The sequence below is a fragment of the Paraburkholderia sp. BCC1876 genome, assembly GCF_902833695.1.
GTDB lineage: Bacteria > Pseudomonadota > Gammaproteobacteria > Burkholderiales > Burkholderiaceae > Paraburkholderia.
Map to the genome: position 1 here is coordinate 1 of NZ_CADFGI010000007.1, position 17,022 is coordinate 17,022.

Annotated in this window: 10 protein-coding genes; 4 read left to right on the forward strand and 6 right to left on the reverse strand. The window is 63.6% G+C overall.

The window, feature by feature from the left end; genetic code table 11:
* Nucleotides 1–851: 851 nt before the first annotated feature.
* Together HWY05_RS23900 and HWY05_RS23905 are read left to right on the forward strand one after the other, a co-directional pair.
* Nucleotides 852–1,301: a hypothetical protein gene (locus HWY05_RS23900; protein WP_176059854.1), complete on the forward strand. Its 450-nt coding sequence runs from the start codon at nucleotides 852–854 to the stop codon at nucleotides 1,299–1,301.
* 845 nt (nucleotides 1,302–2,146) lie between these two features.
* A complete protein-coding gene (locus HWY05_RS23905) occupies nucleotides 2,147–3,073 on the forward strand; it encodes a bestrophin family ion channel (protein WP_176059855.1) in 927 nt (308 codons plus the stop codon).
* Nucleotides 3,074–3,198: 125 nt separating this feature from the next.
* Here the strand turns inward: HWY05_RS23905 and HWY05_RS23910 are convergent, their stop codons facing one another.
* The 5 genes from HWY05_RS23910 to apbC form a co-directional block, all read right to left on the reverse strand.
* Nucleotides 3,199–4,023: a lysozyme inhibitor LprI family protein gene (locus HWY05_RS23910; protein ID WP_176059856.1), complete on the reverse strand. Its 825-nt coding sequence runs from the start codon at nucleotides 4,021–4,023 to the stop codon at nucleotides 3,199–3,201.
* Between the two features lie 2 nt (nucleotides 4,024–4,025).
* Nucleotides 4,026–6,311, reverse strand: a complete 2,286-nt coding sequence (locus HWY05_RS23915; protein WP_035552457.1) for an arginine/lysine/ornithine decarboxylase — start codon at nucleotides 6,309–6,311, stop codon at nucleotides 4,026–4,028.
* A gap of 87 nt (nucleotides 6,312–6,398) precedes the next feature.
* Nucleotides 6,399–6,968: a dCTP deaminase gene (gene dcd / locus HWY05_RS23920; RefSeq protein ID WP_035552459.1), complete on the reverse strand. Its 570-nt coding sequence runs from the start codon at nucleotides 6,966–6,968 to the stop codon at nucleotides 6,399–6,401.
* A 216-nt stretch (nucleotides 6,969–7,184) separates the two neighbouring features.
* Nucleotides 7,185–7,718: a superoxide dismutase family protein gene (locus HWY05_RS23925; RefSeq protein WP_035552461.1), complete on the reverse strand. Its 534-nt coding sequence runs from the start codon at nucleotides 7,716–7,718 to the stop codon at nucleotides 7,185–7,187.
* 131 nt (nucleotides 7,719–7,849) lie between these two features.
* Nucleotides 7,850–8,938: an iron-sulfur cluster carrier protein ApbC gene (gene apbC / locus HWY05_RS23930; protein WP_035552464.1), complete on the reverse strand. Its 1,089-nt coding sequence runs from the start codon at nucleotides 8,936–8,938 to the stop codon at nucleotides 7,850–7,852.
* Nucleotides 8,939–9,282: 344 nt separating this feature from the next.
* Between apbC and HWY05_RS23935 the strand changes: the two genes are divergently transcribed.
* The gene (locus HWY05_RS23935) at nucleotides 9,283–9,936 is read left to right on the forward strand and encodes an OmpA family protein (protein ID WP_035552468.1); all 654 of its coding nucleotides are present in this window, start codon (nucleotides 9,283–9,285) and stop codon (nucleotides 9,934–9,936) included.
* A gap of 370 nt (nucleotides 9,937–10,306) precedes the next feature.
* Entirely contained in the window at nucleotides 10,307–12,442 is a 2,136-nt protein-coding gene (metG, locus tag HWY05_RS23940; RefSeq protein ID WP_035552471.1) for a methionine--tRNA ligase, read from the forward strand.
* A gap of 170 nt (nucleotides 12,443–12,612) precedes the next feature.
* Here the strand turns inward: metG and HWY05_RS23945 are convergent, their stop codons facing one another.
* Nucleotides 12,613–17,001 (reverse strand): translocation/assembly module TamB domain-containing protein, encoded by a 4,389-nt coding sequence (locus tag HWY05_RS23945; RefSeq protein WP_176059857.1) that lies wholly within the window; start codon nucleotides 16,999–17,001, stop codon nucleotides 12,613–12,615.
* Between the last annotated feature and the right edge of the window lie 21 nt (nucleotides 17,002–17,022).

Here is a 17,022-nt window from a genome sequence, read left to right on the forward strand (position 1 = left end):
CGCCTGACCCGATGCCGGGTACAGCCGTCACGCTCTTATCCAAGACCACCCAGAAAAGCCAAGCCCCACTTCCATCTCGCGTACAAACTCGCTTGATGCAGTGGGGCTTAAGTTGAGAGCATTGCTGTGCGGGGCGGCACTAACTTCTCTTTGCCGCGGCAAAGAGAAGTCAGCAAGAGAAAGCCGCTCACACCGCTAATTCTTAAGTGGGGCCCTCGCGCAGTTCCGGTAGTGGTGCATCTGGAATCTGGGTTCTCGCACACTCCGCGTTCGTGACACAGCAGTCATTCTTCCGGCGGCGCGGCGCGCGCCGCAGCGGTCGTTCACCCACGGCAGCGGCTAAGCTGGCTCCTCGCGCTGCGCGCTCGCCGGGCTCGCGCCGGCCCCTGAACGACGAAGATCAGCTCGATATCAACGAGTCGCACCGCCATGCCCACGACGTATTTCAACTCAGCATCAAGTAGCCAACGCAGTATGGACAGCGCAAATCTGCTCCGCATCACTAATTACTTGTGTTTCTGACACGCTCGTTGGGAAATTTCAGAAGAGGGGCATTCGCGTGCTATTTAGCCTGCCCGGGTGATCACTTGCCGCGCTGCTGGTTTTAGACTCGTTTTGTCGTGCACGTCACGACAAACGGGTGTCGCAGCCTGTGAAGCGCGAGCCACCGCACGCAGCAGTGCGGTCGCTTCTGAACGTCCTTTTTCTATGGGCGGGCCTTGGCGGGGGAGCCTCACGGCTCGCCGGTTCTTGGTATCGCGCACCGGTCTGCGAAACCCGGCAATGTGCCCGCTCACCCTGTATTTTCGAACGCGTGTCGGGCGATCCGAGTCAGCATCTGGAGATCGCATATGAGTAAATCCCCCAAGAATTCTCGACGCGCCCCGCGCCCTTCTGTCGATGCCATTCAGTACGAGAAACTTGCACTATCCACATTCGGACTCATTGAACGGTACACAGCGCAGTTGGACAAACTACTGACGCTTGCGACGTCGATTTACCAGAACCCCGCGATAACGCTTGATGAAAGAACGCGGCAGCGAACGCTACTGGGGCTGTGGGTCGAAACCGGCGAAGACTACCGGCTGGAGGCCGAGGCCGATCGGGAGTTGTACGGCATCATCGCGCTGGGTGCGAAGGGCGTTCCTCAAATGCAACTCACAGCGCGTCACGCGGCAGAGCTTTTGACAGAGAAACAGGAAGCGTCGAAGAGCAACGAGACTGACTGCGCAAGCGGTTCGATGCCGACCAGGCGAGCTCGCTCCAAATCATCCTCACGACGGACGGCCGTGACGCACTGACACGAACTCACGGCCACTTTGCCGCGATAGAACAGACGCGACCATGACCTGCACTCGAAAGCAAGACCGGGCATCCAGCATTGGATGCCCGAGTCGCCGAATGTGCTTTTACTATTTTCGGATCAACGCAGCACGGCCTCAACAACGCTAATTCGTTGCCCTGCGCAACAGGCGAATTTGAAAACGCAGGCATGTTCCGCACGCACGACAAATTGCAATTCCCGCTCAGCACGACAAGAAATCACGCGTGGTGTGCGGCACCTCGCGGAGGCGAGACGAAGCCGACGGCCCTCGCGGCGCGAGCTCCCAACCCCCGACTTCAACGCCGACCATTCCGGCGAGCGCGCAGCGCGAGGACCCCGCTTAGCAGGGGAGTGCGTGAACGACCGCCGCGGCGCGCGAAGCGCCGCCGGAAGAATGACTGCTGTGCCACAGACGCGAAATGCGCGAGAACCCAGATTCCAGATGCCCCACTACCGTGGCTGCGCGAGGAACCCGCTTAGCAGCGGCCGTGTGTGAACGACCGCTGCGGCGCGCGCAGCGTCGCCGGAAGAATGACTGCTGTGTCACGAACGCGGAGTGTGCGAGAGCACAAATTCCAGATGAGCCACTACCGGAACTGCGCGAGGGCCCCGCTTAAGAATTAGCGGTGTGAGCGGCTTTCTCTTGCTGACTTCTCTTTGCCGCGGCAAAGAGAAGTTAGTGCCGCCCCGCACAGGGGCAACGCTAATAGACCACCATGACCACAAGGAAAGGCCAACACCCAAGGACCACAACCCTCAAGCCAGCCCATCCGAAAGCGATAAAATCAAACCCCCATCGCCGAAGGCAAAACCGAGCCCCTGATGATCATCCGCCCCCACCTCCACTGGTTCCGAATGCTGCTGGCCTGGCGAGGCTCGGTCCTCCCGCGACTACTCCCCCGCCTATTCCTGATCTTCTGCATTTCAATCATCGCAGTAGCAGCGCACGACCACCTGCTCCCGGTGACATTGAACCTGAACACCACCGCCCCCTTCTCGCTGATAGGCATAGCCCTCGCGGTATTTCTAGGCTTCCGCAACAACGCCAGCTACGACCGCTGGTGGGAGGCGCGCAAGCTGTGGGGCCAACTGCTGAACGAGTCACGCTCGCTAACCCGCGAAGTCCTTACCCTGCCAACCCGGCAACTCCCAAAAGAAGACACGCAGGAATTTTTCGCCGCCCTAAGCGCCCTCCCGCACGCACTGCGCCACCAACTCCGCAGGAGCGACCCAACCGAAGACCTCGCCGCACGCCTGCCACAAGCCCTCTTCGACCGCGTCATAGTGTCGCGCTACAAACCCGCAACCCTGATGCTTTACCTCGGCGAATGGGTTCACCGCCAGGCGCGCGCAGGCGCCATCGACCCGATGGCCGTGATCGCCTTCGATCGAAATCTGAATGGACTCTCTGATGTAATCGGCGGATGCGAGCGCATCGCCTCGACGCCACTGCCGTTCGCCTACTCGGTGATGATTCACCGCACGGTCTATTTCTTCTGCGCGTCGCTGCCGTTCGGTCTGGTCGACAGCATCGGCATCTTCACGCCGGTGTTCGCGGTGTTCGTCGCGTACACCTTCATGGCGCACGAAGCCATCGCATCGCAAATCGAAGAACCCTTCGGCACCGACGACAACGACCTCGCACTCAACGCGATGTCCGCGACGATCGAAGACGCCACACGCGATCTGCTAGGCGAAGCGTCTCTGCCGATGCCCAAGCCACAACCCGAAGACTACGCGCTAGATTGATCGATTCGCACGAGGCACTGAACACTGAGCGCGGTCCACGTCGGCGAATACGGTGTCCAGCGCGAGATTCGCATTGGGCGCGTTGCACGCCGCGTGACGCGCCCGGCCTACGCTCAACAAAACGCTCAGCTATTCCCCACCGTCTCCGACAACCGCTTAAGCGTCGCCACCCGCGCCCCGATGATATCGATCCGCCCACGCTCGTCGAGCAACGGCGTCGTGGCATCCAGATACGCATTCCACGCGCGTTGCGCGCGCACCAGCGTCGGCCGTGAACGCGCGGGCATCTTGGCCTGCAAACGACGGTAATAGCGGTTCAGATCGAATGTAGCGTGTTCGCATTGCGCGTCCGATCGGCACGCCCGCAACCGCGCCGGCGGAACGCTGCCGGCGTTAGCCACCGCGCTGCGTAGCGCCTGCGCGCGATCACGCACCGGCTGCAACTGCATATCCGCTTCGGCCAGTATGTACATCGAGCCTTGCGTCGTCGCGAATACGGCGGCGAGCAATTGTTTCTCGGCGTCGCGTGAAGCGAGCCAGCTTGCCTGGCTCTTTTCCCACTGCTTGCGACGCGCGGCCGGCAACTTCGGCTGAAGCTGCTGCCACGCGTTGTCGAGCGCGGTCTTCCAGCCGATCCGCGCATTGTCCATGCACTGCACCTGCCCGGTCGTCGACGACATGTCGCTGCGCGCCAGACACGCGCGCATCGACGCATCGATCGGATCGGCGGCGGCGACTTCGGCATGTGCCAACAAAGGCGCAGCGCCCAACAACGCGGCGAACAAAGTGGCCGCGGCCAGCGCCGAGGTCAACGTCGACGTCAACGCCGAAGTCAACGCAATCGGCAACGGCAGCGACAACGACAGGGCCGCAACCGCACGCCGCCATCCGCCGCGCGGCGACCCAATCGCGTCGCCGCCGCCGACCACCTCGACCACCTTCTTCCGCATCCTCAACCGCGCACGCAATCGACGAAGTACTCGATGCGCCCGTTGATCGTTTCGCCCACCAACCCGTGGATATCCGTATGGAACCCCGGGAAGCGCTCGTTGAACTCGCGCGCGAACCGCAGATAGTTCACGATGGTCTTGTTGAAGCGCTCGCCCGGAATCAGCAGCGGAATGCCCGGCGGATACGGCGTCAACAGAATCGACGTGACGCGACCTTCGAGTTCGTCGATCGGTACCCGGTCGATCTCGCGGTGCGCGAGCTTGGCGAACGCGTCGGACGGCTTCATCGCCGGTTCCATACTCGACAGGTACATCTCGGTTGTCAGACGCGCAATGTCGTTGGCACGGTAGACGCCGTGGATCTGCTGGCACAGATCGCGCAGACCGACGCGCTCGTACATCGGGTGATGCGCGACGAACTCGGGCAGCACGCGCCACAGCGGCTGGTTGTTATCGTAGTCGTCCTTGAACTGTTGCAGTTCGGTGACCATCGAGTTCCAGCGGCCCTTGGTAATGCCGATCGTGAACATGATGAAGAACGAATACAGCCCGGTCTTCTCGACGATGATGCCGTGCTCGGCCAGGTACTTCGTGACGATCGCGGCCGGAATGCCGGTCTCGCCGAAGCCGCCGTCCATGTCCAGACCCGGCGTGACGATGGTCGCCTTGATCGGGTCGAGCATGTTGAAGCCTTCGGCCAACGGGCCGAAACCGTGCCACGCTTCGTTCGGTCGCAGCACCCAGTCTTCGCGCGAGCCGATGCCTTCTTCGGCGAACTGTTCCGGGCCCCACACCTTGAAGAACCAGTCGTCGCCGTATTCAGTGTCGACCTTGATCATCGCGCGGCGGAAATCGAGCGCTTCGGCGATCGATTCTTCCACCAGCGCGGGACCGCCCGGCGCTTCCATCATGGCCGCGGCCACGTCGCACGAGGCGATGATCGCGTACTGCGGGCTGGTCGACGTGTGCATCAAGTACGCTTCATTGAAGCGATGCTTGTCGAAGCGGCTGTTCTTCGAGTCCTGCACGACGATCTGCGACGCTTGCGAAATGCCGGCCAGCAGTTTGTGCGTGGAGTGCGTGGCGAACACCAGCGCGCCGATCCGCGGACGACCCGCGCCGATCGCGTGCATGTCCTGATAGAACTCGTGGAATTCCGCATGCGGCAGCCAGGCTTCGTCGAAGTGCAGCGTGTCGAGCCAGTCGCCGAGCATTTCCTTGATCATCTCGACGTTGTAGATCACGCCGTCGTAAGTGCTCTGCGTGATGGTCAGAATGCGCGGCTTGAGACCCGGATTCTTCGCCAGCGCTTCACGGGCGAACGGGTTCGCTTCGATCTTCCGGCGGATGTTTTCCGGCTCGAACTCGCTGCGCGGAATCGGACCGATGATGCCGAAGTTATTGCGCGTCGGCGTCAGGAACACGGGAATCGAGCCGGTCATCGTGATCGCGTGCAGGATCGACTTGTGGCAGTTGCGGTCCACCAGCACGATGTCACCCGGCGCGACCGTGCCGTGCCAGACGATCTTGTTCGACGTGGACGTGCCGTTGGTCACGAAAAACACGTGGTCGGCGCTGAAAATGCGCGCGGCGTTGCGCTCGGAGGCCGCCACCGGACCGGTGTGGTCGAGCAGCTGACCGAGCTCGTCGACGGCGTTACACACGTCGGCACGCAGCATGTTTTCGCCGAAAAACTGGTGGAACATCTGGCCGAGCGGGCTCTTGAGAAACGCCACGCCGCCCGAGTGCCCCGGGCAGTGCCACGAATACGAACCTTCATCCGCGTACTGCACCAGTTCCTTGAAGAACGGCGGCGCGAGCGAGTCCAGATACACCTTGGTTTCGCGGATGATATGGCGCGCGACGAACTCCGGCGTGTCCTCGAACATGTGGATGAAGCCGTGCAGTTCGCGCAGGATATCGTTCGGCAAGTGCCGCGACGTACGCGTTTCGCCGTACAGGAAGATTGGAATGTCCGCGTTGCGGCGGCGCACTTCGGTCACGAACGCGCGCAGCGCGACGATCGCGGCGGCCAGTTCGGGCGTCTCGCCTTCCACCACCACGTTATCGACGTACGGCAGCAGTTCGTCGTCGTCGATCGACAGGATGAAGCACGACGCGCGGCTCGATTGCTGCGCGAACGAAGTCAGATCGCCGTAGCTCGTCAACCCGAGGACTTCCGCGCCTTCTTTTTCGATGGCTTCGGCCAAAGCCCGGATGCCGGAACCCGAGATATTCTCGGAGCGAAAATCTTCGTCGATGATGACGACGGGAAAACGAAACTTCATGGGCGATTCTCCAAAAAGAACGACCGCTGCATTCTGTAAATAGCAGCGGTCACCCGGTGTAGCTGGTGAGTCAATACGCTGCCGGCGTCAGGTCCTGGGCAACGTGACGCCGTGCTGACCTTGATATTTGCCGCCGCGATCCGCGTACGACGTTTCACAAATCTCGTCGCTTTCAAAAAACAGCACCTGGGCGACGCCTTCGTTCGCGTAGATTTTCGCAGGCAAAGGTGTCGTATTCGAGAATTCCAGCGTGACGTGCCCTTCCCATTCCGGCTCGAACGGCGTCACGTTGACGATGATCCCGCAACGCGCATACGTGGACTTACCCAGACACACGGTCAGGACGCTGCGCGGAATGCGGAAATACTCGACCGTGCGGGCCAGCGCGAACGAATTCGGCGGGATGATGCAGACGTCGCCCTTGAAGTCGACAAACGACTTCTCGTCGAAGTTCTTCGGATCGACGATGGTCGAGTTGATATTGGTGAAGATCTTGAATTCGTCGGCGCAGCGAATGTCGTAGCCGTAGCTCGACGTGCCGTAGCTGACGATCTTCCGGCCGTCTTCGGAGACGCGCACCTGATCGGGCGCGAACGGCTCGATCATATTGGTCGACGCGGCCATGCGGCGGATCCACTTGTCGGATTTGATGGTCATAGGTGAACGCTGCTCGACGTGAATGACAGAGGTGTGACGGATAACAACCCGGTTGGGACCGGGATCCGCCGACGAAAGGCGCTTATTTTACGCGATCGTGAGAATGCTGCCGCGGGTAGGGGCTGAGATCGACCCGACGCGCGCCTCTAGACGGCTGGCCGGCCAGCCGGGCTGTTCGGCCGCGCCCTATGGAGCGCCCTCGGGCGGCGCCGCCAATTACTGACGAATCAACCCGCAAGCGAGCGCGGGGCCCGCGCCATGCGGCGGATACGCGTACGAATCGCTCGGGTCGCGATGCAGCACGACCGCGCGTTGCAACACCGAGCGGATGCCGTCCAGCGACACATCTGGCGCGACGATGAAACCGGTGGCCACGCCGTTCGAATCCGCATGAATATTGCCGAGGTCGCCTTCCACCCGCGCGCCCGCTTTCAGACGCTCGGCGGCCGGCGAGAACACTTCACCCGCGCTGGAGCCGTCGGCGGCATTGCAGTCGCCGCGCTCGTGAACCTGCAACGCGTGGTCGCTATTGGGCGGCATGCCCGCAAGGTTGTAGGTCACTTGCACGCCGTCCGACCGCTCGATGAACGTGACGAGGCCGCGCGCCTGGTTGCCCACGGTGGGCAGCAACTGCGCGTCGGCGCGCTTTTCCTGTGGTCTCAGGAACGTGCTGCAGCCGCACAGCAGCACGCTGCCGGCAGCCAGGACGATGAACGCATGTACCGCGTGCCCGTCGATTCGTTTTCCCATGCGATCCTCTTGCCGGCCAGGCGGCCGCCCCTGCGGCCGCTGAGCCGAACTTGTGAAGCCGACATGATACCGCGAGACCCGGCGCAAATAGCCCCCTTACGCCCTGCATAAGCCCTTTGGCCAGGGGCCGCTCAGGTGTTCTGCACGACGATGCTGGGAAACTTCGACGTCATGTCGCGCGCGCGCTCGGCGATATGGACCGCGACCTTGCGCGCGATCGACCGGTAGATCTCCGCGATACGCCCGTCCGGGTCCGCCACGACAGTCGGCTTACCCGAGTCGGCCTGCTCGCGGATCGCGATGTCGAGCGGCAAGCTGCCGAGCACCTCGACGCCATATTCCTTGCCCATCCGCTCGCCGCCACCGGCGCCGAAGATATGCTCTTCGTGCCCGCAATTCGAGCAGATATGCATACCCATGTTCTCGACGATACCGAGAATCGGAATGCCGACCTTCTCGAACATCTTAAGGCCCTTCTTCGCGTCGAGCAGCGCGATGTCCTGCGGCGTCGTGACGATCACCGCGCCGGTCACCGGCACGCGTTGTGACAGCGTCAGCTGAATGTCGCCGGTGCCCGGCGGCATGTCGACGATCAGGTAGTCGAGGTCGTGCCAGTTGGTCTGCCGCAGCAACTGTTCAAGCGCCGACGTGGCCATCGGGCCGCGCCACACCATCGGGTTGTCCTGCTCGATCAGAAAACCGATCGAATTGGCTTGCAGGCCGTGGCCGGTCATGGGATTCATCGACTTCTCGTCGGGCGACTCGGGCCGGCCTTCGATGCCCAGCATCATGGGCAGCGAGGGGCCGTAGATGTCCGCGTCGAGGATGCCGACCGAGGCGCCTTCGCTCGCCAGCGCCAGCGCGAGGTTCACGGCGGTCGTGCTCTTGCCGACGCCGCCCTTGCCCGACGCCACCGCGACGATGTTTTTAACGTTCGGCAAGAGTTTCACGCCGCGCTGTACGGTGTGCGCGGCGACGTCCTGGCTCACCTCGACGCGCGCGTTCGCCACACCCGGCACGGCTTGCAGCGCCGCGCCGAACTGCGCGCGGATCGCCTCGAACTGGCGCCTGGCCGGATAGCCGAGTACCACCTGGAGGCTAACCGTGTCATCCTGCACGGCGACGTTTTTGATGTTCTTGGCCGCCGCGTAAGGCCGGCCGGTGTTGGGGTCAGTGACGGCTGCGAGGGCAGCGTCGACCATAGCCCGATCGATACTCATTGACACTCCGTGGGGAACACCTGCGGCGCGGCGGAATCGAAGTCTCGGCCACGCGCCGGAATTTGAAAGAAATTGTTAGACGGCATTGCGAAAACCAGACGTGCCGGGCACGCTTCGGGCAGGCGAAACGCCATGGGGCCGCATCGCCGTGTACGTCTGCCATTATTGTAGTGGCTCGCGCCGGGCCGTGCCTGAAGACCCTGCTTCACTGTCGGACCGGGGCGGTGAAAGAGCCGGAATTTCCCGTCTTTCGATCCGTCTGCTTTACTGAATTACTGGAACGGTCAGCTCCTAGATTGGCCGCCACTCGCTGCTTTACCCGCTTCACTCAAGAGGAATCGAAAATGAATGCAAAAATCATGACTCGCCTGGCCGTTTTCGCCGTTGCCGGCTCGCTGCTGGCAGGCTGCGCCACCCAACAGGGCACTAACACCGCAGTCGGCACGGGCGTAGGCGCCGGCACCGGCGCGGCGATCGGCGCGATCTTCGGCGGCGGCAAGGGCGCTGCGATCGGCGCGGGCGTCGGCGCGGCGGTGGGCGGTGTCACCGGTTACAACTGGCAAGCCATTCACAACAAGCTGTCGGGCGCCACCAAGGGCACCGGCACGCAGATCACCGAACAGCCGGATGGCTCGCTTAAGCTGAACATCCCGAGCTCGGTCACGTTCGACACCAACAGCTACGCGATCAAGTCGTCGTTCGCGCCGGTGCTGGACCAGCTGACGCAGACGCTGCAGCAGAACCCGGAAGTGATCGCGCAAGTGGTCGGCTATACGGACAGCACGGGTCAGCCGGCTTATAACCAGACGCTGTCGGTCAATCGCGCGCAAAGCGTGACGGGTTACCTGGGTCAGCGCGGCGTGGCGCCGCAGCGCCTGTCGGCACAAGGCATGGGCCAGAACCAGCCGATCGCCGACAACAACACCGAAGCCGGCCGTGCGGCGAACCGTCGCGTGGAAATCTATCTGCGCGCCACGGCTCAGCACACGACGCAATAAGCCTCTGACTTGAGAGGAAGGTGGGAGCCGGCCGACGAGATCTGGGCGCCGGCTCGTGACAAACCGTAAAAAGCGGAAGAATCAAAATCTCGCGCCGACCGAAAAAATTTCGAACTCTGCCGAAAATCCGCTGTCTGTCTTTACGGTACGCGGTTGGCAATCGCCGCCGCGTCACCATTCTCCTCTTGTCGTTGTTGCTCCGGGGTTAATAACCCCGGTTTTTTTTGGGCGCTCGGTTTACGCACCTTCGCACTCAGCAACGATCCGACGCCGCCTCACGCGGGCCGTCCGGGCACCCGGCCCGCTCCGCGCCGAACGCCTGCCCTGCTAGAATCAACCTTTCGTCCCACCGCAGGCTCCCACCATCCCTATGTCAGCACCCGCAACCGATCTCTCCGCAGGCGCGCCGTCAGGCCGTCGCCAGGTTCTCGTCACGTCGGCCCTTCCGTATGCGAATGGGCAAATCCATATCGGCCATCTGGTTGAATATATCCAGACGGACATCTGGGTCCGGACGTTGCGAATGCACGGGCACGAGGTCTATTACGTGGGCGCCGACGACACGCACGGCACGCCGGTCATGCTGCGCGCGGAAAAGGAAGGTCTCACGCCGAAGCAGCTGATCGACCGCGTCTGGCAGGAACACAAACGCGACTTCGACAGCTTCGGGATTTCGTTCGACAATTACTACTCGACCGATACCGAAGAGAACCGCGTTCTCAGCGAAAACGTCTACCTGGCGCTCAAGGAAGCGGGCCTGATCGAAGCGCGCGACATCGAACAGGCATACGACCCGGTCAAGGAAATGTTCCTGCCGGATCGCTTCATCAAGGGCGAGTGCCCGAAGTGCGGCGCGAAAGATCAATACGGCGACAGCTGCGAAGTCTGCGGTTCCACGTACCAGCCGACCGAGCTGATCAACCCGTTCTCGGTCGTCTCGGGCGCCACGCCGATCCGCAAGACCTCGACGCACTACTTCTTCCGTCTGTCCGATCCGCGCTGCGAGAATTTCCTGCGCGCATGGGTGGGCGGTCTGGCGCAGCCGGAAGCGACCAACAAGATGCGCGAATGGCTCGGCGACGCCGGCGAAGCCAAGCTCGCCGACTGGGACATCTCGCGCGACGCGCCGTATTTCGGCTTCGAAATTCCGGGCGCGCCGGGCAAGTATTTCTACGTGTGGCTGGACGCGCCGGTCGGCTACTACGCGAGCTTCAAGAACCTCGCGGAAAAGCGCGGCCTCGATTTCGACGCGTGGGTCAACAAGGGGTCGAAGGCCGAGCAGTATCACTTCATCGGCAAAGACATTCTGTATTTCCACACGCTGTTCTGGCCGGCCATGCTCGAATTCTCGGGTCATCGCACGCCGACCAACGTGTTCGCGCACGGCTTCCTGACCGTGGACGGCGCGAAGATGTCGAAGTCGCGCGGCACCTTCATCACCGCACAAAGCGTGATCGACACGGGCCTGAATCCGGAATGGCTGCGCTATTACTTCGCGGCCAAGCTGAACAGTACGATGGAAGACCTCGACCTGAACCTCGACGACTTCCAGGCGCGCGTGAACAGCGATCTGGTCGGCAAGTACGTGAACATCGCGAGCCGCGCCGCCGGTTTCCTGAGCAAGCGTTTCGACGGCCGCGTGCAGGACAGCGCGATGCAGCACCCGCTGCTGGCCACGCTGCGCGCCGCCGTGCCGCAGATCGCCGCGAACTACGAAGCCCGTGAGTACAACCGCGCGCTGCGTCAAACCATGGACCTGGCGGACGCGGTCAACGCGTACGTCGACACCGCGAAGCCGTGGGATCAGGCGAAAGACCCGGCGAACGGTGTCGCGTTGCACGAAACGTGTAGCGTGAGCGTCGAGGCGTTCCGTCTGTTGTCGCTGGCGCTGAAGCCGGTGTTGCCGAAGCTGGCCGAAGCAGTCGAAGCGTTCCTCGGCATCGAGCCACTGGTGTGGGCCGACGCGAACGTGCCGCTCAGCTCGGCGCGCCCGATCAACGCATACAAGCATCTGATGACGCGTGTCGATCCGAAGCAGATCGAGGCACTGCTGGCCGCCAATCGCGATTCGCTGCAAGCCACGCCGGAAGCAGCGGCGCCGGCCGACGCGAAGGCCAAGGCGAAGGCAGCGAAAGCCGCCGCGGCAGACCAGGACGACGCGTCGGGCATCATCTCGATCGACGACTTCGCGAAGATCGATCTGCGCATCGCGAAGATCGTCGACTGCAAGGCGGTGGAAGGATCGGACAAGCTGCTGCAACTCACGCTCGACATCGGCGAAGAGAAGACCCGCAACGTGTTCTCCGGCATCAAGTCGGCGTATCAGCCCGAGCAACTGGTCGGCAAGCTGACGGTGATGGTCGCGAACCTCGCGCCGCGCAAGATGAAGTTCGGCCTGTCGGAAGGCATGGTGCTGGCTGCATCGGCAACGGATGAAAAGGCTGAACCGGGTCTCTACATTCTCGAACCGCACAGCGGCGCGAAGCCGGGCATGCGCGTGAAGTAAAACGCACGGCGCTGCTTCGCGGCAGCGCTTGCTGATCGCTACAACGCGGCGCACTGCAGTGCACCGCAACGCACTTCAGCGCATTTCAGGCACGAACAAAAACGGCACGCTTTTAAAAAGCGTGCCGTTTTTTTCTGCGGAATGGCAATGCTCAACCCTGCGTCAGCGCATCACCACTGAATCCGGTCGAAGCGTCGCGTATAAAGTAGCGTCGCGCCATAGAACGTGCCGCCATACGCTGCCACGGACCAATACCGCGTCAGGTTGACGGTCGCCTTGATCGCATTGCTCGCCGACTGCAGACCCTGCTCATAGCCCAGCACGAGCCATTCGCTGATCGCCTTCGACACCATCACCACCTGCGGATCGGTCAGCCCGACCTCGCTCTGCCCGATCGAAAACTCGTCGAGCCCGAAGGTCTGCGCGATCCGCTTGCCGCTTGCGCTGCCGAGCAACGCAAGCGCCGTGGTCATGGTGCTTTGCTGACCGAGGTTATTGCCCTGGTCGGTGCCGTGCCCGAACAGCAGCCACGAGAGCTTTTCGTTGTCCGCCACGTTCGGCTCGGACACCAGCTTCGCCACCGGGAACTGCACGGTGCCCGTCACCTGCACGCCAGCCTCGACCTGCTGATTGCGGCGCATGGCGAGAATGTTGATGCCGGGATTGGCCACCGGACCGTTGAACGTGAAGAAGCCGTTCTCGATGTTGAGCTTGCGGCCGAACGCGGTGTAGGTCGACCCTTGCGTGACCCGCACGTTGCCGACCGCGCGCAGCGGCAGGTTGGGCGCGCTCAACGCGGTGATCGTGCCGGTCAGGCCGAGATCGGCACCTTGTCCGCGGAAACGGAAGTTGTTGCCGAGGCTGATGTCGATATCGGCGCGCGGCGCGAATGGGCCGACCGGCTTGTTGGTGCCCGCGATCGGCGGCGACCGCTCGCCGGCCACGGTGCCGTCCGGGCGCACGATCACCACATCGTCGCCGAGCTTCGGCGCGGCCTGCTCCGGCAAGTCGAACAACGCGTGATCGACGGCGAACTTGCCGTTGATCGCGAGGCCACCTTGCGCGCCCGCGTTCGCGACGCTCGCGCTGCCCGACAGCGACAGATTGCGGTCCGGCGCCGCGAACAGTTCGAGCTTGTCGGCGACGATACTCGCCGTCAGGTCCGGTTCCGCGCCATCCAGACGCACGCGGCCGGTGGCGCGCAGCGTGCCGCTCGCGCCGTGAAACTCGACCTGCTGGAAGTCCACCAGATTCTGCGACAGCGCGATGCGCACCACGCCGTCCTTCAACTGCACGCCCTGATCGACCATCGTCGCGGAAAGGCCGTCGCCGAGCAGCGAGCCGGTCAGGTTCGGCTTGGCGACGGTGCCGCCGAGCGCGAGCTTGAGCGCCAGGTGACCGTCCAGCAGATAGCTCGGGCCGAATAGCCCGCCGGTCGTTTTCAGCGACGGCACGTTTGCATTCACGTTACCGCTCAGCGCACCCTCTTCGTTGACGGTCAGAAAGCCGTCGCGCGCCACCAGCGTGGTGTGCGCGTCGGCGTCGATCACGCCGATCCGGCTCGCCTGCGCGTGCACGGTGGCGTTGAGCCGGTTGCCGCCGCTGAATTCGGCGCGCGCGGTGATGTCCGTAATGCCGAGCGACGCGAGTCCGCGGCCAATTTCGACGGTAACGTCGCCGCCGCGCCGCTTCAACTGGATATGGCCGCTCGCCGTGCTGCCGAGCGCGAAGTCCCAGTCACCGTCGAAGATCAGATCGGTTTTGACGGCCGCCGGCTCGCCGGTGATCTCACGCCGCAGGTCCTGCAAACGGGCGAGCGAAATGTCGGTCAAGGTGCCGGCCGACTGAATCTTGCCGTGGTCGAAGGCGAAGGTTTTCAGGCTCAAGACCGCGCCTTCGAGCGTCAGGCGCGTGGCGCCGAGCGTGAGGCGCTGCGGACCGGCGCTCACGGCCAGTGGCGACTCGAGATTCAACGCGGGCGTGCCGCGATTCTGGAAACGGGTGACGGTGCCGTCCCAATGCGTTCCATCGCGCGCATCGGTCAGCTTGCCGTTGGCGGCGAGCGTCAGATCGAGCGGTCGATCCTGCAATTTGCCGGTGGCCGCAGCTTCCAGCGTGTGATTCGCGCGCGTGCCGGACAAGCGCGCGGTGAGCGTGGTCAGGTCGACGCCGCCCGCGCTCAGATCGCGCGCGTCGGTCGTGAAGACGAGCGCGCCGTTCGCGCCGTCGCGCAACTCCGCGTGACCTTCCGCGTGACCGATGCGGTTGCTGCTGAACACCACGCTGTCGGCCTTGTAGTTCAGCATGACACTCGGATGCGCGAACGAGCCGGTCACGTCGCCGTCGGCCGCGATCAGGCCCGCGAGGCCGAAACCGAGGCGTTCGAGTTGCGGCGCGTCGACGCGGAATCGCAAGCGGTCGCCCGGCGCGCCGAAGCTGCCTTGCAGATCCACCTGGTTGCCCGCCACCGACAGGTTCGCGCGGCTCGGCAGAATCCGCGAGCCGGCCAACTGGACGGTGCCGCCGCCGGTTAGCGGCAGGTTGTCGTAGACGCTCGAGCCGAGCTTGAATTCGGCCTTGGTCGTGAAGACCGGGCCGAGCATGCCGGCCGCGGTAAGCGTGCCGTTCACGCGCGCTTCGATCTTGCTCTTGCGGGGTGCCGGTGCGACGTGTTTGGACGGCGCGGTCTTGCGCTGGGCGAGTTCGGTTTTCACCGCCGCTTTGGCGGTGTTTTTCACGGCGGCAGCGGCCTGGTCGGCGGGCGCGGCGCTCTTCGCGCCGGCCGTGCTGCCCACTTCGGCTGCGGCTTCGGCTTGTACTTGTGCTTTGCTGGCTTGCGTGAGCTTCTTGCCTTTCGCACTAACGGCTGTGGGTGCAGAAGCCGACGCCGCGCCGCTCACCGGCTTGCGCGACGGCATCTGCGATGTCAGCGTCAACGGATCGAAATCGGTGAGCTGCGCTTTCAGGTTGTAGGTGGAATTCGCGTCGTGCTTGAGCGCGCCGGACAGGTCGATACGGCCTTTGCCCGACGAGATGCGCACATCGTTGAAGCTGGTTCGCGCGGGGTCGAACGTGATCTTGCCTTGAGCTCGCAGCGCCGCTTTCGGATCGGCGAGATCGAGCGTGACGCTCTGTATGTCGTCGTTCAAACGAATGCCGATAGGCCCGGAAAGTTGCGTAGGCCGCACGGTGGCTTCGAGCGCGTTCAGGTCGAGCCCGGCCACCTGCAGATCGAACTGCCCGCGTTTGCCGGTCAGCGTCCCGCCGCCGCTGAGCGTGGCGCTTTTGACGAGCCGCACGGCCAGGTTCGAGATGCGCTGCGACTCGGCGTCGAGACGCACGTCCGCGTTGGCGTCGATGATCGGCAGCAGGTTCTGGTCGATCGCGCCGGGCTTGGCGTTGACGATCGAGACATGGCCGGCAACGGCGAAGGTCGTGGCTGCGGATTTGGCGGTGTCGTTGCTGGCGCCTTTGGCGTTACTGGCGCTGACAAGTGGCGCTACCGCTGTGCTGGACGCGCCGGTCATCGCTGCACTAGCGGGTGTTGCCACGCTAGCCGCGCTCGCCCCCAACACAACCGTCCCCGCCCCGTCCTGCGACACCGGCTGCAACTCCGCCCGCACGGCCAGATCCGCCAGCGGCGCACCCGGCGCAAACGCCTGCGGATTCACATGATCGAAAGTCAGCGTGGCGCGCTTCAACGGCACGGTGCCGAACGGCGTGGCCTCGACGCGCGCGTGACCGGCGAGCTTCATGCCGCTGGCATCGAGTTCAGCGATCAGATTCTCCAGCGAGCCGCTCAGATGGCCGCCCACCTGCACCGCCTCGTTATTCACCTTGCCCGAATAGCCGATGTCTCCGGTCAGCGGAAACGGCCGCACACCGTCCAGTTTCGCCGACGCCGTCACCGCGCCGAACGGCGTATCGAGCCGCTCGATCGCGGCCTCGTGATGACGCCCGTCGCTGCGCCCATGAAACATGAAGCGCGAGAACTCGGTGGTCGAGCCGCCCTCGCGCAGCAGCAGTTTGTCGAGCTGAACGTCGCGGACCTCAAGTTGCATCGGCAAACGCAAATCTTGCGGCAGCTTCAGCGGCTCGCTGCTGCTCGACGACGAAGCGCCGATGCGCGCGTCGACAGTACCGACATGCAGATAGTCGATCGTCAGACGCCACGGCTCGCGCGTCAGCCCCCAGCGGGCCGCCACACGATCGATCTGGATATCGGTGCCGCTGCCGTCGAGGCTGCGCCAACGCACCTCGCGCAACTGCAAGCCGTTCGCGAGCGTGCCGCTTTCGAGCGTGCCGCTCAGCTTGCCGCCCAGCAGTTTGACCGCCGCCTGCCACGCATAGGCGGTGCCGCGCTCGGTGGTCAGCGCGCCATACACCAGGCCGACCGCCAGCGCGACCAGCAGCACCAGCACGCCTATCGTCCATGCGAGTGTTTTCAGCAACAGACGGCCGGGCCGGCGCTTCGGCGGCGGCGCATCGGGCGACGGCGGGTCCGGCGGATACGCGCCGGGCGGCTGTGCGGGTGGTTGGGCGGAAACGTCCGTTGTCATGCGGGAATCATGTCGAAGCAG